The sequence below is a fragment of the Pseudomonas sp. NFACC25 genome (assembly GCF_900100935.1).
In the GTDB taxonomy this organism is placed as follows: Bacteria; Pseudomonadota; Gammaproteobacteria; order Pseudomonadales; family Pseudomonadaceae; genus Aquipseudomonas; species Aquipseudomonas marginalis.
Genome location: NZ_FMUC01000001.1, coordinates 484867 through 502937 on the forward strand (window position 1 = coordinate 484867; position 18071 = coordinate 502937).

Below are 18071 nucleotides of genomic sequence, written 5' to 3' on the forward strand. Positions count from 1 at the left end.
AATGAGTCTGGAAACCTGGCTGCTGTTCAGCGGCGCTGCGCTGGTGGTGATCCTGATCCCGGGGCCGCTGTCGTTGCTGATGATCAGCAACAGCCTGAACTACGGCCTGCGCCGCTCGTACCCGGCATTTCTCGGTGGGGTGATTGCCTCGATCTGCCTGTTGAGCGCGTCGGCCCTGGGCCTGGGCGCCTTGCTGCTGGCTTCGGAACAACTCTTCAGCGCGTTGAAGATCGTCGGCGCGCTCTACCTGTTCTACCTCGCCTCGCAGAGCTGGCAGCAATCGCGCCAGCCGTCCCACGGCGCGACCGTCCCGGAGGCGGCGCCGGTGCCGCGTTTTCGCGCACTGTTCGGCCGCGCCTTCGTGCTGGGGGCCAGCAACCCCAAGGACATCCTGTTTTTCGCCGCCTTCCTGCCGCAGTTCCTCAGCAGCCAGCAGCCGTTCCTGCCGCAATTGCTGATCATGATCGCCACCTGGACGCTCCTCGACCTGCTGTGCAAACTCGCCTACGGCCTCGGCGCCCATGGCGCTGCGCGCTACCTGCGCAGCGGCAGCGGCCAACACTGGTTCAACCGCGTCAGCGCCGCGCTGTTCGGCTGCGCCGGCGTTGCCTCGCTGCTCAAGGCACGGGTGGGCTCAGTTTGACGAAGTAAACGCTGGGCGCCAGGTTCCCCAGCACCGGCCACTGGATGCCTGCGACGATCCGAACCAGGCGCTGTTCCTCCATCGCCCCGCTGACCGTGGCGGCGAGGACGGAATCCCGGTGCGAACGGATGGCTGCCTGGAGCCAGCGGTCAGTGAGCCGCTTGTTCAACGCCACCGAACCGCGCTCGAACCACTGATAGGTCACGTAGTACAGGTTGTTCGAATGGGGATGGGTGGCAACCAGCTCAGGCACGAGGATCTTGCCGCGCCGCACACGCCATTCGTGAAGGCGGAAGCCCTGCTGCTCCAGTACAGCCCTGACGGCCTCCCGCTGCAGGGTTTTGCGTGCTTCGGAGACCTGCGCACCACCGGCCTTGAGTCGCGGCGCCACGGCGACCGGCGAACTGAAATCGACACGGGTGAAACCCGGCGCCTTGCCTTCGTAGCCAATGAACAGATTGGCGCCCCGCGTTGGCGTGGGCCGCAGCAGGTTCAGCAAATCATCGGTCTGGCCCAACCTCACAGGGTTGGGGGTCAACCAGTTGTCCAGGGTGGCCCGCAGGTTGAGCAAATGGCTGGCCGTGACCGAGCGCGAGGAATCGGCCAACTCAATCACCCTGGCAATCGCAGACGCCTGGCTTTGCCGCGTAATGCCCGGGAACGCCCTGCCCACCTGTGGCTCCAGCGGCCCGTCGAACAACGGCGCGTGCAATTGCCACTCCCCCGATGGCAGGCGCGACACCGGAATCGGCTGCTCCTGCAGCGCGCCGCCGGTCCAGCGCTCGATATCCACCTGGGCCTTTGAAACCAGCGGCTCGTTCCTGGCAATAAAGCCGAGCGTGCTTAACGGCGCGTGATCCCCCTGGTGAAGCAACCGGTAATAACCAACGCCCGATTGCGTCGCGGTGTCATACCTGGAGCCGATGTAAATAGCGTCGTAGGGAAAACCGGGCGGTTCCAGATGCACGTGAAACACCCCGGAAGCCGGTGTACTCGTCGCCTGGGCTTCAGGCACCTGGGTACGCCAACTGAACCAGTAGTCCGCCGGCGCGGAGGACTGAAGAATACGGTTGTGGGTGGCCATCGGTGCAGTGGGCGGTCGCCAGCCTGGTGCTCGGGCAGGTGCCGGCCACGGGGTGAGCGTGGCCGAACTCGGCCCGGCCACGGGTGCATCCGCCCCCAGCAGCCACTCCCGGGGCTCATGGACCGTCAGGATCAACTCATCGGTGCCCGGCGCCTGCCGGTTCTTCAGGCGGAAATACGCTTCGTCGCCACGTCGGTAAACCGGGTAGTGGTGCGTGTCGTCCACCATGAAGTACTCGCCGTGTTTGACGTAGATGCCTTTTTCGCCCGGCCCCTTCAACGCCACGGCCTCCTGCGGCGCACCCTGGGTTTTGAAACGCTCCAGGGGATTGAAGCGCGCGCCCCTCGATGGCGACGGCTCCAATGGGGCGACCCGGCCCAACGTCGAGACGCTCGCGCGGTGGATACGATTCAAGCCGGCGCCCATGGAACGGACCGCCGGGTTCGCCACAGTGCCCGGCTTCAGCTTGGGGCCGGGGAAAAACGTCAGTAACAGGTCTATCGTCAAAAACACCGTGCCAAACGCCACATCCACCGCATCCCGCGCATCACCATAGCGGTGATAGCGCCGCGAGGTGAGCAGCAACTCGTACAGCTGGTTACCCAAGCTGAAAAACGGCACCACCACCGACAGCAACGCCCGCCGACGCGTGTCACGTTGCGCCTCCAGGCGCTGTTCGCGGTAGCGCTGCAGCGCCTGGCCGGACTGACTGTGCGCCTGGGCCTGGCGGTGCAACTCAAGCACCCGCGCCCGGTACAACAGGGCCTGGGCATCGGCGTGGGACGTCGGGACCCAGGCCAGCCAGTTCAGCGGGTCACTGGCGATTTGCTCAAGCAGTTGCTGTTCAATCTCCTCGACACGCGCCGCGGGCACCAGGTGCTTGATATTGAATGAGCGAACGAAATCAGCCGCGCGCCAGAGCCCCTGCAGCATGATCGCGCCCGGCAGCAGATTACTCGGCTGAAAAAAACCGGCTTGCGCGTGCACCGGGCCCGGGTGATGGACGATGGCTTCAAACGCCCAGCCCGGCGCAACATGCCGGGCCAGGGCGCTGACGTAATCGGGCAACGCCCCGACACGATTGAAGTGCTCATGGGCCTCTTGCAGGCTGGCGTACTCATGAATGTGCCGCGCATCCGGCGCACTGGGCCAATAGACCACGCAGCGTTGCGACAACAGGTCGTGAATCAGCAGGATGCCGGCGATATAGCGATCGTGCTGCAGGGTATGGCCCACCAGATGCGCCACGTGCAGTTGCAACTGATCGCCGTGTGCAAGCAAATCCGCAGGCATACGGGCCGCCATTGCCGTGTTGAAAAAACGTTGGGCACTCGGGGTCAGCCCCTGCTGAATCGCCGAATGGAGATCCGCCTCGATACCCGCCTGCAAGGCCCGCCTGAGCAGCTCCGGGACACGTGCGTCGCTCAGCCGGTGCGCAGCGGCATCGGGGGGATAAAACGCACGATTGATCAAGGCTTCGTAGCGCCCGCCAATATCCAGCGAGGACACCATGCCGATCAGGTAACGCGGGCTCAGTTGCTGCCGCCAGGCCGGTTGCAGGTAATGGGCATAACGGAAGCGCCACCAGGTGGACATCATCTGCGGGTCGAGGTTGTGCAGTGCCAGTTGCAGCAGGCTCAAGCGCGAACGCTCAGTACTGGGCGCGAGGACTTCCTTGCGATCGCCGACCGTACAGCCGCTTTCCCAACCGCAGAAGCGGCCATCGACCCGGTCGGGCATTTCGATAAACGGAGTGTCGATGTCCAGTTGCGGCGGCAGGCCGTCCTCACGCAAGCGCGCAATCAAAAGGCGGCGGGCGAAGCTGTGCAGATCCGGCAAACGCTGCCCGAGGCGCTCTTCATAGGCCAGGACGCTGCCCAGGTAGCGGCTCTGCAGGTACTTGAAACGGTTGCGTTGCGCCACCGTCGCCTCGGCCAGCCAACTCGGCAATCTGTGTTTGGCACTCGCCGCCTTGCGCACCAGATCGACCTGGGCCCGTGCTTGAATAAGGGCATCGCTGACCGGCGCGTCGAGGTGCTTCTCCAACTCGACGGCCAACAGAGAGCGAGTCAATTGGACATCCCGGGTTTCACTGAAAATATTCGCGCTGCCATCAAACCCGCGCTGCTGGCGCAGGTACCCCTTCATCAGCCTTTTGAGCGCAAGCAACACAGGATTACCCTCGCTGACCTCATAGCGCACCGCCAGGGTTTGATTGGCCACCTGTTCACGTAGGGCGTTGCGCTGCGGCCGCTCGATGTAGCGCCACAACACAGACCCATCACGGCTGTCGAGGCTGGCCTCGATGCCCAGGGACAAGGCTTCGAGGCTGGCAAACGTCGCCACGCCACCCTCGCGCCCCAACGCGCACAGCACCACCGGCACCCGGCGCTGCGGATCGTTGAGCGCCGTGGTGCGGGTCACCGCAAACACGCTGTGCAGAGGCTCAAAGGCGTCGGCGCTGCCCACCAGCACGGACAGCACGCGGGTATCACTGCCGGCGCGCTTGCTGGCCAGCGGCGTATCCAGCACATCCACCAGCAGGTCGCGATGGACTGCGCGGATCAATTGCAGCCGATGCAGCAAGAAGATGTCGGCGCGCAGCACATCACTCCACCCGTCGATGAGCGCGTTCAGGCGCCTGGCTTGACCGGTGGGGCGCGCCTTCCAGAAGGCAGGGTCGAACAGCTGCAATTGCGCGCCGTGCAGCAGCGTGTGCAGGGTGTCCGCGTGCACCTTGCGCCGCTGCTCCAACACGACGAAATCGTCAAAGGCCTGGGTATCCGCCCCGACGTCCTGCGGGTCGAGCAATGCCATCAGGCCTTTTTCATACCGTTTGAGCTGTTGCAGCGCCGTGTTCACGGGCAGGTGCGCGGCGGTGCTGGCGAACAGGATTTCCTTGCGCCGTCGATGCTGATCCCAGTCCTGCAACGTCCGGCGAAGGCTGCCCAGGCGTGCCTTGCCCACCCAGTGTCGGCGCGCGCGTTCGATATAGGCGAGCAGTCGCGCGGCATTCATCTCCAGCGGCTCGCGCCTGGCGGAAAACACCTGCGCAAGGTTGATCGACATCCCACAGGCCAACTCGTTTTCCCATTGCCCCTCCAGCACCGCCTGCGCGCTGTATGCCAGCGCATCGCCCCTCAATGCCACACCGCGTCCGGGCGCCGCCGCCGCGTCTTCGGGCCGGCACACCTCATGCCGGCGCCGCAGCGGCAGGCACTGCCAGAGGTCGTCGAACGAGGCGCCATTGATCAGTGCCACCAGGCCACACTGCAAGTGGGCGAACGACGGATATTCGTAGTAGTTGCGGCGGGCACCCGGCAGGTACATCACGTGCGGCCCGCCCGCCGGGTCGCCCTCGCGATAAATATGCAGGGCGCCGGGGATCGGCATCAGCCGCGGCCCCACGCCCGGCCACATCAACTCACTGGCCTTGACGCTGGCCCATGGCTCACCGGCGCGTCGGCGCGCCTCGGCCGTCGGAGCGTCCGCCAGCGCCTGGAGCATGCCCATCGCCCCCTCCGACAGCTCGTCCAACTGCCGCGCCACAAAGGCCTGGTCGGCGAACTGCTGCTTGTGCAAAACCGCCCAGCGCTCCTGGCGCGTCAGCCAGGAACCCGGCACCAGCGCCTGCCAATAGGCGCTGTGCACCTGGGCAAGTCGAGCCGAAAGGTTGAGCGCAATCACCCGGCGCAACGCCTCCAGCGGCGTAAACGGCAGCTGGCGTGCCGGTTCGGCCTTGAGGCTGACAGCGGTGAACTGATTGAGGTTGATCGGCACTGCAGGCAACACCATCAGCCGTAACGCACGGTCGGTCAGACTGTCGACCTGCTGCGCGGCTGCCGGCGGCTTGGGTTCGGTGAAGAGCAGGCCGTCCGGGTCCAGGTCAAAGGCCTTGCGCAGCTCGGCGCGAATCACCCGCAGCACCTTGGGCGCATGCAGGATCAGGCGAGACTGGTGTTTGACCGACTGGGAGCAGCGCAGGTCGGCAATGGCCAGCCAATTGATCAACAGGCTGGGATGGGGGCTGCGGTTGATGGACCGGGTCAGTTGGCGACGCATGGCCTGCAACGCATCGTCGTCAGCCATATCGGGATCGGTAGGTGAAGTCACGGCGGTATCTTCGTCGAGGAAAGCCCTAGCCTATGCAGCGCAAACGCCCAGGGGGCGCTAGATAATTGACGGGTGCCGCGCACAAAAAAAAGCCCGCAGTGTGGGCGGGCGAAAAACCAACGAAGAGCTTGGGGGTGTAACCAGGTGACGACTCAGCTACCGCGATAGGTGGAGTAGCTGTAGGGCGAAATCAGCAGGGGCACATGGTAGTGATCCTGTTCGGCGCTGATGCCGAAGCGCAATACCACCACATCCAGGAAGGCCGGCTCCGGTAATTGCACACTGCGGGCGCGGTAGTAATCGCCGGCGCTGAATTGCAATTGGTAGACACCGCTGCGGTAGTCATCACCTTGCAGTAACGGCGCGTCGCAGCGGCCATCGCTGTTGGTCAGCGCAGTGGCGACCAGTTCCAGCTGCGCGCCGTCGACGCGGTACAGCTCAACCTGGATGGCGCTGCCGGGGCAGCCGTGGGCTGCGTCGAGTACGTGTGTCGTCAGTCGTCCCATGGGGCGGGCTCCCTTGCATGAAGTGAAATAGGCTGCACCTTTACGGGGCATCAAAAAGCCGCTGATAGGCCGATTAAGACACTTTTAATAAAAATTGTACACAATAAAAACCACAAAGTTTCGCACAGGCTGCGACGCCTCGATCCTCAACGGGATTTCCCAGCAAGCCTTGCTTTTAAAAGACCTTTTGTCCGTTTACTGACCAATCGGGCAAGTTTCTTGCAGTGCTGAACGGCGGCAACTCCACGGAAAAAATGCGGAAATACAGGCTTACAAAGTGACCATTAAGTTGTATACAATCAGCCCATCGCTGTGACGCCACCCAGTCTTTCCGCTGGCCGCCACACACTTGCTACCACGAACAAGAAGGAAGACTGCAGTGAGCGCTGACTACCCACGCGACCTGATCGGTTACGGCAGTAACCCTCCTCACCCCCACTGGCCGGGCAAGGCACGCATCGCCTTGTCGTTCGTACTCAACTACGAAGAAGGCGGCGAGCGCAACATTCTGCACGGTGACAAAGAGTCCGAAGCCTTCCTTTCGGAAATGGTCTCGGCCCAGCCGCTGCAGGGTGAGCGCAACATGAGCATGGAGTCGCTGTACGAATACGGCAGCCGGGCCGGCGTGTGGCGCATCCTCAAGTTGTTCAAGGAATTCGACATTCCTTTGACCATCTTCGCCGTGGCCATGGCTGCCCAGCGTCACCCGGATGTGATCCGCGCCATGGTCGACGCCGGCCACGAGATCTGCAGCCACGGCTACCGCTGGATCGACTACCAATACATGGACGAGGCCCAGGAGCGCGAGCATATGCTCGAAGCCATCCGCATCCTCACCGAACTGACCGGCGAACGCCCGTTGGGCTGGTACACCGGGCGCACCGGCCCCAACACGCGGCGGCTGGTGATGGAGGAAGGCGGCTTCCTGTACGACTGCGACACCTACGACGACGACCTGCCCTACTGGGAACCCAACACCCCCACCGGCAAGCCGCACCTGGTGATCCCCTACACCCTGGACACCAACGATATGCGCTTCACCCAGGTGCAGGGTTTCAACAAGGGCGATGACTTTTTCGAGTACCTGAAAGACGCGTTCGACGTGCTGTATGCCGAAGGCGCCGAGGCACCGAAGATGCTGTCGATCGGCCTGCATTGCCGCCTGATCGGCCGCCCGGCGCGCCTGGCCGCCCTCAAGCGCTTTATCGAATACGCCAAGGGCCATGACCAGGTGTGGTTCACCCGCCGCGTCGACATCGCCCGCCACTGGCATGACGTACACCCTTTTCAGGGAGCGGCAAAATGACCGCTTTCCAGACCTTGAAACCTTCGACCTTGAGCCGTGACGCCTTCGTCCAGGCCTTCGCCGACATCTACGAACACTCGCCATGGGTGGCCGAAAAGGCCTTCGACCTGGGCCAGGACGCCTCGATCGACCAGATCGAAACCCTGCACCAGCGCATGAGCGACATCCTGTTGAGCGCCGATCACGCCAGTCAGCTGGCGTTGATCAACGCTCACCCGGACCTGGCCGGCAAAGCGGCCGTCCAGGGCCAACTCACCCAAGCCAGCACCGATGAGCAAGCTGGCGCGGGGATTCACCACTGCACGGCCGAAGAGTTCTCACGCTTCACCGAGCTGAACGATGCCTACAAGGCCAAGTTCAAGTTTCCCTTCATCATGGCGGTAAAAGGCAGCAACCGGCACCAGATTCTCGCCGCGTTCGAAACCCGCATTCACAACTCGGTGGATGCCGAGTTCAAGTGCGCGCTGGACGAGATCAACAAGATCGCGTTGTTCCGTTTACTGACCCTCTAAACGACCATCCCCAGCCACTCAATTTAAGGCAGACAAGAAGAATGAAAGCTTACGCCGTACCTTTCGAAAAGTTCGTCAACCTGGCCGACGCCCGCCTGGGCACCAAGATCATCTCCGTGACAGATGACTGGTTCGCCGACGCCAACCGCCTGTTCCAGCCGACCCCGGCCGTGTGGAAGGAGGGCGTTTTCGATGACAACGGCAAGTGGATGGACGGCTGGGAGTCACGCCGCAAGCGCTTCGAAGGCTACGACAGCGCAGTGATCCGCCTGGGCGTACCGGGCTCGATCAAGGGCGTGGACATCGACACGTCATTCTTCACCGGCAACTACCCGCCGTCGGCCTCCCTGGAAGCCTGCTTCCTGGCCTCGGGCGAGCCTGACGACAACACCCAGTGGGTAGAAGTCCTGTCGGCCGTCGAGCTGCAAGGCAACAGCCACCACTACCACGAGATCAGCAACGACCAGGCGTTCAGCCACCTGCGTTTCAACATCTACCCGGATGGCGGCGTGGCCCGTCTGCGTGTGTACGGCGTGCCGTTCCGCGACTGGTCGGCAGTGGGCGACAACGAACAGATCGACCTGGCTGCCGCATTGAACGGTGGTCGCGCACTGGCGTGTTCCGATGAACACTTCGGGCGCATGAGCAACATTCTCAACCCAGGCCGTGGCGTCAACATGGGCGATGGCTGGGAAACCGCCCGCCGTCGCACGCCAGGCAATGACTGGGTGATCGTCGCCCTGGGCCACCCCGGCGAAATCGAGAAGATCATCGTCGACACCCTGCACTTCAAGGGCAACTACCCGGACACCTGCTCGATCCAGGGCGCCTTCGTGAAGGGCGGCACCGACAGCCAGATCGAAACCCAGTCGCTGTTCTGGCGCGAACTGCTGCCGGCACAGAAACTGGAAATGCACGCCGAACACACCTTCGCCGAGCAGATCAAGGCGCTGGGGCCGATCACCCATATCCGCCTGAACGTGTTCCCGGATGGCGGTGTGAGTCGCCTGCGTGTGCTGGGTAAAGTCTCCAGGTAAACGCTGAATCCTGTGGCAAAAGAGCTTGTTGTGGTGAGCGGGCTTGTCGAATCGTCGCACCGCCCGCGTTGGGGCGCGAAGCGACCCTGGAAGCAGACACCGCGTTTTCACAGAAGAAACGCAGTGATCTTGTTGGGGCCGCTTCGCAGCCCAGCGCGGGCAAGCCCGCTCACCACATAAGCTCATTGCCACACACAAAATAGTTTTAACAACACAGAACTCGGATAAGAAGACAGCCATGCGCACACTGATGATCGAACCCCTGACCAAAGAAGCCTTCGCCCCTTTCGGAGACGTTATCGAAACCGACGGCAGCGATCACTTCATGATCAACAACGGGTCGACCATGCGCTTTCACAAGCTGGCAACGGTAGAAACCGCACAGCCTGAAGACAACGCGATCATCAGCATCTTCCGCGCCGACGCGCTGGATATGCCGTTGACCGTGTGCATGCTGGAGAGACACCCGCTGGGCAGCCAGGCCTTCATTCCGCTGCTCGGCAACCCCTTTCTGATCGTGGTCGCGCCACTTGGCGATGCACCTGTATCAGGCTTGGTCCGCGCCTTCGTCACCAACGGCAGGCAGGGCATCAATTACCATCGCGGCGTCTGGCACCACCCGGTGCTGACGATCGAAAAGCGGGATGACTTCCTGGTGGTTGATCGCAGTGGCACAGGCAATAACTGCGATGAGCATTTTTTCAAAGAGGATGAGCGGTTGATCCTCGCCCCCCACCAATAAGAGAAGGCCGGATCACCCGACAACAAGGGTGACAGGCGAGAGGTAAAGACTGTGGAAGCACATCTGTTGGAATGGCTGAACCTCAGCGTGCGCTGGGTTCACATGATCACTGGCGTCGCCTGGATCGGCGCTTCGTTCTACTTCGTCTGGCTGGAAAACAACCTCAACCGCGTCAACCCCAAGGACGGCCTGTCCGGTGACTTGTGGGCGATCCACGGTGGCGGTATCTACCACCTGGAAAAATACAAACTGGCCCCGCCGACCATGCCGGACAACCTGCACTGGTTCAAATGGGAAGCCTATTTCACCTGGATGTCGGGCGTCGCGCTGCTGTGCGTGGTGTTCTACCTCAACCCGACGCTCTACCTGCTCGCCCCCGGCAGCAGCCTCAGTGGCGGCGAAGGCGTCTTGCTGGGCATCGGCTCACTGTTCGCCGGCTGGTTCATCTACTCCTTCCTCTGCGACTCGGCCCTGGGCAAACGCCCTGCCCTGCTCGGCTTGATCCTGTTCGTGCTGTTGATTGCCGCCGCGTACGGCTTCAGCAAAGTGTTCAGCGGCCGTGGTGCGTACCTGCACGTGGGCGCGGTGATCGGCACCATCATGGTCGGTAACGTGTTCCGCATCATCATGCCGGCGCAGCGCGCGTTGGTGGCGGCGATCGCCGAGCACCGCACGCCCGATCCGGCCCTGCCGGCCAAGGGTCTGCTGCGCTCACGGCACAACAACTACTTCACCCTGCCGGTGCTGTTCATCATGATCAGCAACCACTTCCCGAGCACCTACGGCAGCCAATACAACTGGCTGATCCTGGCCGGGATCGCGGTGGCGGCGGTGCTGGTGCGGCACTACTTCAACACGCGGCATAACAGCCAGAAGTATGCGTGGACCTTGCCCGTGGGTGCGTTGGCCATGATTTGCCTGGCGTATGTGACCGGGCCCAAGCCGGTGGCGGAAGTCGCCAAGGCACCGGCGGCCATTGAGTACCAACCGTTGCCGGAAACCGCATTGGGCGGTGGCTTGAAACCCGCCGCGCCGGCAGCTCCGGCCGCCGCACCTGCGCCTGCCCAGGCGACGATTGATTTCGACAAGGTCCACGGGGTGATCCAGGAGCGTTGCGCCGTGTGCCATTCGGCCAAACCCACCAGCCCGCTGTTCAGCACCGCCCCGGCCGGCGTGATGTTCGATACACCGGCGCAGATCCAGCAACAGGCGGCACGTATCCAGGCGCAGGCCGTGGCAAGCCAGATCATGCCGTTGGGCAACATCACCCAGATGACCCAGCAGGAGAGGGATTTGATTGGCACGTGGATCAATCAGGGGGCGCGTACCAACTAACAGATTCACATAGTTCCAATGTGGGAGGGGCTTGCCCCCTCCCACATTTGGACCTGCAGTGTTTTGAAGATTGCGTTCCACACAACACAAAAATAAAAAAGATCCGAGGTGTTGCATGACCGAGTTAGTCGAACCGCAGATTCCTGCCGCACCCGCCATGGTGCGGCTGCCCCTCTTGCAACTGATTCTGGTAGGCCTGCAACACGTCTTGCTGATGTACGGCGGCGCCGTCGCCGTCCCCCTGATCATTGGCCAGGCCGCCGGCCTGAGCCGTGAAGAAATCGCCTTTCTGATCAACGCCGACCTGCTGGTAGCCGGCATCGCCACCCTGGTGCAGTCATTCGGCATCGGCCCGGTGGGCATCCGTATGCCGGTGATGATGGGCGCCAGTTTCGCCGCTGTGGGCAGCATGGTCGCCATGGCCGGCATGCCCGGTATCGGCTTGCAGGGCATCTTCGGCGCTACCATCGCCGCCGGGTTCTTCGGCATGCTGATCGCACCGTTCATGTCCAAGGTCGTACGCTTTTTTCCGCCGCTGGTGACCGGCACCGTGATCACGGCCATCGGCCTGTCGCTGTTCCCCGTGGCCGTGAACTGGGCCGGTGGCGGCAGCGCAGCGGCCACCTTCGGCTCACCGATTTACCTGGCGATTGCCGCCCTGGTACTGGCGACCATCCTGCTGATCAACCGCTTCATGCGCGGCTTCTGGGTGAATATCTCGGTGCTGATCGGCATGGGCCTGGGTTACGCCCTGTGCGGGGCCATCGGCATGGTTGACCTCAGCGGCCTGGCCCAGGCGCCGTGGGTGCAAGTGGTGACGCCGCTGCACTTCGGCATGCCCAGGTTCGAACTGGCGCCGATCCTGTCGATGTGCCTGGTGGTGGTGATTATCTTCGTCGAATCCACCGGAATGTTCCTGGCGCTGGGCAAGATCACCGGCCAGGACGTCACGCCGAAAATGCTGCGCCGTGGCTTGCTGTGTGATGCCGGTGCGTCGTTCTTCGCCGGTTTCTTCAACACCTTCACCCATTCCTCCTTCGCGCAGAACATCGGCCTGGTGCAGATGACCGGCGTGCGCTGCCGCTCGGTGACGATGATGGCCGGTGCCTTCCTGATTGTGCTCAGCCTGTTGCCCAAGGCCGCGTACCTGGTGGCGTCGATTCCCCCGGCGGTGCTCGGCGGGGCGGCGATCGCCATGTTCGGCATGGTGGCGGCCACCGGCATCAAGATCCTCCAGGAGGCCGATATCGCCGACCGTCGCAACCAGTTGCTGGTGGCGGTGAGCATCGGCATGGGCCTGATCCCCGTGGTGCGCCCGGAGTTCTTCGCACAGTTGCCCGTGTGGATGAGCCCGATCACCCACAGCGGCATCGCCATGGCGACCCTCAGCGCACTGTCGCTGAATATCCTGTTCAACATTCTCGGCGGGGCCGAACGCCCCGTAGTCGACCCCGCCCATACCTGACACGTGCCCCATTGTCGCCCTGTGCGCGCTGTAACGGCGCACTTGAGCCCTGACGTGGGAGCCAGTATTCTCCGCGCCCGCTTGAATCGACGGTTGTTTACCGCCTTGGCGCGGGTCTTGCTGTAGCAATAAAGCTGACCATTCAGACCACTTTTGTAACCACTAAAGGCGCCGCACCAGAGCGCTTGTGTAGAAGAAAAACCATAAAACTTTAACTCGGGAGCAACCGAATGAAACCTCTGTTCAAAGGCCTGATGCTGGCGGGATCCCTGCTGGCCGGCGGCCAGGCCGTGGCCGGTGACTTGTTGCAGTGGCAGAACAACAGCCTGACGTATCTGTGGGGCAAGAGCTTTACCGTCAACCCGCAGATCCAGCAAACCGTCACGTTCGAACATGCCGATGCCTGGAAGTACGGCGACAACTTCGTCTTCGTCGACCGCATCTTTTACAACGGCAAGGAAGACGGCAACGTCGGCCCAAGCACGTATTACGGTGAGATCAGCCCGCGACTGTCGTTCGGCAAGATTTTCGACCAGGACCTGTCCTTCGGCCCGATCAAGGATGTGTTGCTGGCCTTCACGTATGAGTTCGGCGAAGGCGACAACGAGTCGTACCTGCTCGGCCCTGGCTTCGACCTGAACATCCCGGGCTTCGACTACTTCCAGCTGAACTTCTACCAGCGCCAGACCGAAGGCAATCGCCCAGGCGACGGTGTATGGCAGATCACCCCGGTATGGTCGTACACCCTGCCGGTGGGCAACTCGAATATCCTGATCGACGGCTTCATGGATTGGGTGGTGGACAACGACAAGAACGCCCGTGGCACTTACCACGCCAACCTGCACTTCAACCCGCAGGTCAAATACGACTTGGGCAAGGCGCTGCATTGGGGCGACAAGCAGTTGTACGTGGGCTTTGAATACGACTACTGGAAGAACAAGTACGGGATCGAGGATTCCGGCGCGTTCAAGACGACCCAGGACACGGCGAGCTTCCTGGTCAAGTATCACTTCTAAAAGCTACTGCAAGACACATGTGGGAGGGACTTGCTCCCTCCCACATTCAGATAGGCGGCAGGCCCAGGAACCGCATGATCTCTTCACGCTTGGCCAGCGCATCCTTCCTGCCCAACTCAATCAACTCGCTGCAATACCCCGCCTCGAACAGCAAGTAACTCAGCACCCCTGCCCCGCTCGTCTTGGTCGCCCCCGGCCCACGCAGGAACAGACGCAATGCCGCCGGCAATTCCTGCCGATGCCTTGCGGCGATTTCGTCGATCGGCTGGCTTGGCGCAATGACCAGCACTTCCACCGGTGCCAGGCCACGGGCCGCGCTGTCGGCTGGCTGGTGATGGCTGAACTGGTTCAGACGCTCCAGCAGTTCGATATCGCTTTCCAGGCTGTCAATGAACGTGCTGTTGAGCATATGCCCGCCGATCTGGGCCAACGTCGGCTCCTGGCCGGTATAGGTGCGTTGCGCCATCGGTTCATTGCCCCGCGGGTTACCGCTGACACCCACCACCAGCACCCGGGTCGCCCCCAGGTGCAGCGCCGGGCTGATGGGGGCGGATTGGCGCACCGCGCCGTCACCGAAGTATTCCTGGTCGAGTTTCACCGGGGCAAACAGCAAGGGGATCGCCGAACTGGCCAGCAGGTGTTCAACGGTCAGTTGCGTCGGCACTCCGATACGCCGATGGCGCAACCAGGCGTCGATGGTGCCGCCGCCCTGATAGAAGGTCACCGCCTGCCCGGATTCATAGCCGAAGGCCGTGACGGCGACCGCATGCAGGTGCTGTTGGCGGATGGCCTCGTCGATACCTGCCAAATGCAGTTTGTCCTGCAACAAGTCCCGCAGCGGCGAGCTGTTGAGCAGCGCCACCGGCAACTGCCGGCCCAGCCCCAGCAAGCTGTGGGTAAAGAAGCGACTCGCCTGGCGCACCACCCCCGGCCAATCGCTGCGCAATACCAGGTGGCTGCGAAACCCCTGCCAGAACGCAGTCAGGCGCTGGATCGCCGCCGTGAAGTCCATCGCACCGCTGGCCAGGCTCACCGCATTGATCGCACCGGCCGACGTGCCGACGATCACCGGAAACGGATTGGGCGCCCCCGGCGGCAACAGCTCGGCAATCGCCGCCAATACCCCCACCTGATACGCCGCTCGCGCCCCGCCGCCTGAAAGAATCAAGCCTGTAACCGGTTCAGCTGCGCGCATTGCATCACTCCATGTGGGGGAAAGTCGGTCTTAGCGACGGCGTTTTTCGTACAGCTTGGGTTCGCCCGGTGGCCGACTCTTGAAGCGGCGGTGGGTCCACAGGTATTGCTCGGGACATTCACGCACCGAGGCTTCCACCCACCGGTTGATGCGCAGGCAGTCGACTTCATCGCTTTCGCCGGGGAAGTCGGTCAACGGCGGGTGGATCACCAGGCGGTAACCGCTGCCGTCCGCCAGGCGCTGCTGGGTGAACGGCACCACCAGCGCCTTGCCCAGCTTGGCGAACTTGCTGGTGGCAGGCACGGTGGCGGCCTGGATGCCGAACAGCGGCACGAAGATACTTTGCTTGGCGCCGTAGTCCTGGTCCGGTGCATACCAGATGGCGCGGCCGGCACGCAGCAGCTTGAGCATGCCGCGCACGTCTTCGCGCTCGACCGCCAGGGAGTCGAGGTTATGCCGCTCGCGGCCACGGCGCTGGATATAGTCGAACAGCGGGTTGCCGTGCTCGCGGTACATGCCGTCGATGGTGTGCTTCTGCCCCAGCAGGGCCGCGCCGATTTCCAGGGTGGTGAAGTGCAGGGCCATGAGGATCACGCCCTTGCCATCCAGTTGGGCCTGCTTGAGGTGTTCCAGGCCTTCGACATGGGCCAGGCGCGCCAGGCGCTGGCGCGACCACCACCAGCTCATGGCCATTTCGAAGAAGGCGATGCCGGTGGAGGCGAAGTTTTCCTTGAGCAGCTTCTTGCGCTCTGCGGGGGATTTTTCCGGGAAGCACAGTTCCAGGTTGCGGGCGGCGATGCGGCGACGTTCGCCGGCCACATGGTACATGCCTGCACCCAGCAGGCGACCAATGGTCAGCAGCGCACGGTACGGCAGTTGGGTCACCAGCCACAGCAGGCCGAGTCCCAGCCATAACAGCCAAAAGCGCGGGTGAAAAAATACAGCTCGAAAACGCGGGCGATCCATTACAGATTCCGGGAAAGACAGGGCCGCGCATTCTACAACGGTTCGACTCGGCTTGCGGCCAGTGAGTGTTCTCGTTATAAGTCTCGACACTTTTCGTGACAAGCCGCTTTTTGCCGACCATGAGCCAAACCGAACCGCTAGACCAAGATCCCGTGTTCCAGCTGAAAGGCAGCATGCTCGCCATCACCGTGCTGGAACTGGCCCGCAACGACCTCGACGCCCTGGACCGCCAGCTCGCCGCCAAGGTCGCCCTGGCGCCGAACTTCTTCAACAACGCCCCGCTGGTACTGGCCCTGGACAAACTGCCGGCCGGCCAGGGCAGCATCGACCTGCCCGGCCTGATGCGCGTGTGCCGCTCCCACGGCCTGCGAACCCTGGCGATTCGTGCCAGCCGCATCGAAGACATTGCCGCCGCCATCGCCATTGAACTGCCAGTACTGCCACCCTCCGGCGCGCGTGAGCGTCCACTGGAACCTTTGGTCGGCGAAGTGCAGAAAAAACCGGAAAAACCAGCGGAACCGACGATCAAGCCTACAAAGATAATCACCACGCCCGTACGCGGCGGACAGCAGATTTACGCCCAGGGCGGCGACCTGGTGGTGATCTCTTCGGTCAGTCCCGGCGCGGAACTTCTCGCCGATGGCAATATCCATGTATACGGCCCGATGCGCGGACGTGCCCTCGCCGGCATCAAGGGGGATACCAAGGCGCGCATTTTTTGCCAGCAATTGACCGCTGAGCTGGTGTCCATCGCGGGCCAGTACAAGGTTTCGGAAGATTTGCGCCGCGATCCGCTGTGGGGAGCCGCGGTGCAGGTCAGCCTGTCGGGCGATGTGTTGAACATCATCCGTCTTTAACGGATACTGCCGCATTTTCCAAGCATCTCTAGACTCTGATAGCACAGCGAAACTGGCATTACTTGCGTAGGAACATTTGAAGGTTGGCGTTTTTCCTGCGAAAACCCGTCTTTTTTCCTACAAAGGCTGTCCGCCTGCGGCGAGTTCCAAGAGATGTTTTTCAGGGGCTGAAAAGTCCTTTTTCCTTAGGGGTGAAACACCTTGGCCAAGATTCTCGTGGTTACATCCGGCAAGGGTGGTGTGGGTAAGACCACCACCAGCGCCGCTATCGGTACCGGCCTCGCTCTGCGCGGCCACAAGACAGTCATCGTCGACTTCGACGTCGGTTTGCGTAACCTCGACCTGATCATGGGCTGCGAACGCCGCGTGGTGTACGACTTCGTCAACGTGGTGAACGGCGAAGCCAACCTGCAACAGGCCCTGATCAAGGACAAGCGCCTTGAGAACCTGTATGTACTGGCCGCCAGCCAGACGCGCGACAAAGATGCGCTGACCAAGGAAGGCGTAGGCAAGGTCCTCGCTGAACTGAAGGAAACCTTCGAGTACGTGGTCTGCGACTCCCCGGCCGGTATCGAAACCGGTGCTCACCTGGCGATGTACTTCGCCGATGAAGCCATCGTGGTGACCAACCCGGAAGTGTCTTCGGTACGTGACTCGGACCGCATGCTCGGCCTGTTGGCCAGCAAGTCCAAGCGCGCCGAGGAAGGCCAGGACCCGATCAAGGAACACCTGCTGCTCACCCGCTACAACCCTGAGCGCGTCAGCAACGGCGAAATGCTCGGTGTTGAAGACGTCAAGGAAATCCTCGCCGTAACCCTGCTGGGTGTGATCCCGGAATCCCAGGCCGTGCTGAAGGCTTCCAACCAGGGCGTCCCGGTGATTCTCGACGACCAGAGCGACGCCGGCCAGGCGTACAGCGATGCGGTTGATCGCTTGCTGGGCAAGACCGTGGAACATCGCTTCCTCGATGTTAAGAAGAAGGGATTCTTCGAGCGTATCTTTGGAGGCAACTAAACAATGAAATTTCTCGACTTCTTTCGCGCCAACAAAAAGCCAAGCACCGCGTCGGTCGCGAAAGAGCGTCTACAGATCATCGTGGCGCACGAACGCGGCCAACGCAGTACCCCGGATTACCTGCCAGCCTTGCAGAAGGAGCTGGTGGAGGTGATCCGCAAGTACGTCAATATCGGCAACGATGACGTGCATGTCGCCCTGGAAAATGACGGCAGCTGCTCGATTCTGGAACTCAATATCACCCTGCCTGATCGTTGATCGAACAGGCGGCCGCCACGGC

The 18071-nt window shown here is 62.3% G+C and carries 15 protein-coding genes; 11 read left to right on the top strand and 4 right to left on the bottom strand.

Translation table 11 applies throughout. The features are described 5' to 3' along the window. Position 1 precedes the first annotated feature (1 nt). Positions 2-643: a LysE family translocator gene (locus BLQ09_RS02375; protein WP_092355116.1), complete on the top strand. Its 642-nt coding sequence runs from the start codon at positions 2-4 to the stop codon at positions 641-643. Here the strand turns inward: BLQ09_RS02375 and BLQ09_RS02380 are convergent. Continuing rightward, on the bottom strand, positions 618-5840 hold the full coding sequence (locus BLQ09_RS02380) for a dermonecrotic toxin domain-containing protein (RefSeq protein ID WP_092355119.1): 5223 nt from the start codon (positions 5838-5840) through the stop codon (positions 618-620). The two genes, BLQ09_RS02375 and BLQ09_RS02380, sit on opposite strands and share 26 nt — an antisense overlap. A gap of 152 nt (positions 5841-5992) precedes the next feature. Continuing rightward, on the bottom strand, positions 5993-6346 hold the full coding sequence (gene uraH / locus BLQ09_RS02385) for a hydroxyisourate hydrolase (protein WP_092355122.1): 354 nt from the start codon (positions 6344-6346) through the stop codon (positions 5993-5995). Positions 6347-6725: 379 nt separating this feature from the next. Here uraH and puuE point away from each other — a divergent pair, with 379 nt between their 5' ends. From puuE to BLQ09_RS02420, 7 genes are all read left to right on the top strand, one after another. Next, a complete protein-coding gene (gene puuE, locus BLQ09_RS02390; RefSeq protein ID WP_092355125.1) occupies positions 6726-7652 on the top strand; it encodes an allantoinase PuuE in 927 nt (308 codons plus the stop codon). Then, positions 7649-8164 carry a 2-oxo-4-hydroxy-4-carboxy-5-ureidoimidazoline decarboxylase gene (gene uraD / locus BLQ09_RS02395; RefSeq protein ID WP_092355128.1) on the top strand — a complete coding sequence of 172 codons (516 nt, stop codon included), beginning with the start codon at positions 7649-7651 and terminating at the stop codon, positions 8162-8164. Before puuE ends, uraD begins: the two co-directional genes overlap by 4 nt. A gap of 41 nt (positions 8165-8205) precedes the next feature. After that, positions 8206-9201: an allantoicase gene (gene alc, locus BLQ09_RS02400; RefSeq protein WP_027603916.1), complete on the top strand. Its 996-nt coding sequence runs from the start codon at positions 8206-8208 to the stop codon at positions 9199-9201. Positions 9202-9439: 238 nt separating this feature from the next. After that, positions 9440-9943: an ureidoglycolate lyase gene (locus tag BLQ09_RS02405; protein WP_027603915.1), complete on the top strand. Its 504-nt coding sequence runs from the start codon at positions 9440-9442 to the stop codon at positions 9941-9943. Between the two features lie 51 nt (positions 9944-9994). Then, complete coding sequence (locus tag BLQ09_RS02410; RefSeq protein ID WP_027603914.1) at positions 9995-11278, top strand: urate hydroxylase PuuD; 1284 nt, start codon at positions 9995-9997, stop codon at positions 11276-11278. Positions 11279-11393: 115 nt separating this feature from the next. After that, positions 11394-12743: a nucleobase:cation symporter-2 family protein gene (locus tag BLQ09_RS02415; RefSeq protein ID WP_092355131.1), complete on the top strand. Its 1350-nt coding sequence runs from the start codon at positions 11394-11396 to the stop codon at positions 12741-12743. 230 nt (positions 12744-12973) lie between these two features. Next, positions 12974-13759: an outer membrane protein OmpK gene (locus BLQ09_RS02420; RefSeq protein ID WP_027603912.1), complete on the top strand. Its 786-nt coding sequence runs from the start codon at positions 12974-12976 to the stop codon at positions 13757-13759. A 46-nt stretch (positions 13760-13805) separates the two neighbouring features. On the opposite strand, the gene BLQ09_RS02425 is transcribed toward BLQ09_RS02420, so the two are convergent. Next, positions 13806-14954, bottom strand: a complete 1149-nt coding sequence (locus BLQ09_RS02425; RefSeq protein WP_027603911.1) for a patatin-like phospholipase family protein — start codon at positions 14952-14954, stop codon at positions 13806-13808. A gap of 30 nt (positions 14955-14984) precedes the next feature. Next, complete coding sequence (locus tag BLQ09_RS02430) at positions 14985-15920, bottom strand: lipid A biosynthesis lauroyl acyltransferase (RefSeq protein WP_092355134.1); 936 nt, start codon at positions 15918-15920, stop codon at positions 14985-14987. A gap of 119 nt (positions 15921-16039) precedes the next feature. Between BLQ09_RS02430 and minC the strand changes: the two genes are divergently transcribed. The 3 genes from minC (at position 16040) to minE (ending at position 18049) form a co-directional block, all read left to right on the top strand. After that, positions 16040-16777: a septum site-determining protein MinC gene (gene minC / locus BLQ09_RS02435; RefSeq protein ID WP_027603909.1), complete on the top strand. Its 738-nt coding sequence runs from the start codon at positions 16040-16042 to the stop codon at positions 16775-16777. Between the two features lie 201 nt (positions 16778-16978). Beyond that, positions 16979-17791 carry a septum site-determining protein MinD gene (gene minD / locus BLQ09_RS02440; protein WP_003175251.1) on the top strand — a complete coding sequence of 271 codons (813 nt, stop codon included), beginning with the start codon at positions 16979-16981 and terminating at the stop codon, positions 17789-17791. A 3-nt stretch (positions 17792-17794) separates the two neighbouring features. Beyond that, on the top strand, positions 17795-18049 hold the full coding sequence (gene minE, locus BLQ09_RS02445) for a cell division topological specificity factor MinE (protein WP_003175252.1): 255 nt from the start codon (positions 17795-17797) through the stop codon (positions 18047-18049). The last annotated feature ends 22 nt before the right edge of the window (positions 18050-18071 follow it).

Bases quoted from the DNA above. Each gene is read 5' to 3' on its own strand.
- BLQ09_RS02420 (WP_027603912.1), top strand. From the start codon at position 12,974: ATGAAACCTCTGTTCAAAGGCCTGATGCTGGCGGGATCCCTGCTGGCC.
- BLQ09_RS02430 (WP_092355134.1), bottom strand. From the start codon at position 15,920: ATGGATCGCCCGCGTTTTCGAGCTGTATTTTTTCACCCGCGCTTTTGG.
- BLQ09_RS02405 (WP_027603915.1), top strand. From the start codon at position 9,440: ATGCGCACACTGATGATCGAACCCCTGACCAAAGAAGCCTTCGCCCCT.
- uraH (WP_092355122.1), bottom strand. From the start codon at position 6,346: ATGGGACGACTGACGACACACGTACTCGACGCAGCCCACGGCTGCCCC.
- BLQ09_RS02375 (WP_092355116.1), top strand. From the start codon at position 2: ATGAGTCTGGAAACCTGGCTGCTGTTCAGCGGCGCTGCGCTGGTGGTG.
- minC (WP_027603909.1), top strand. From the start codon at position 16,040: ATGAGCCAAACCGAACCGCTAGACCAAGATCCCGTGTTCCAGCTGAAA.
- alc (WP_027603916.1), top strand. From the start codon at position 8,206: ATGAAAGCTTACGCCGTACCTTTCGAAAAGTTCGTCAACCTGGCCGAC.
- BLQ09_RS02425 (WP_027603911.1), bottom strand. From the start codon at position 14,954: ATGCGCGCAGCTGAACCGGTTACAGGCTTGATTCTTTCAGGCGGCGGG.
- BLQ09_RS02415 (WP_092355131.1), top strand. From the start codon at position 11,394: ATGACCGAGTTAGTCGAACCGCAGATTCCTGCCGCACCCGCCATGGTG.
- uraD (WP_092355128.1), top strand. From the start codon at position 7,649: ATGACCGCTTTCCAGACCTTGAAACCTTCGACCTTGAGCCGTGACGCC.
- minE (WP_003175252.1), top strand. From the start codon at position 17,795: ATGAAATTTCTCGACTTCTTTCGCGCCAACAAAAAGCCAAGCACCGCG.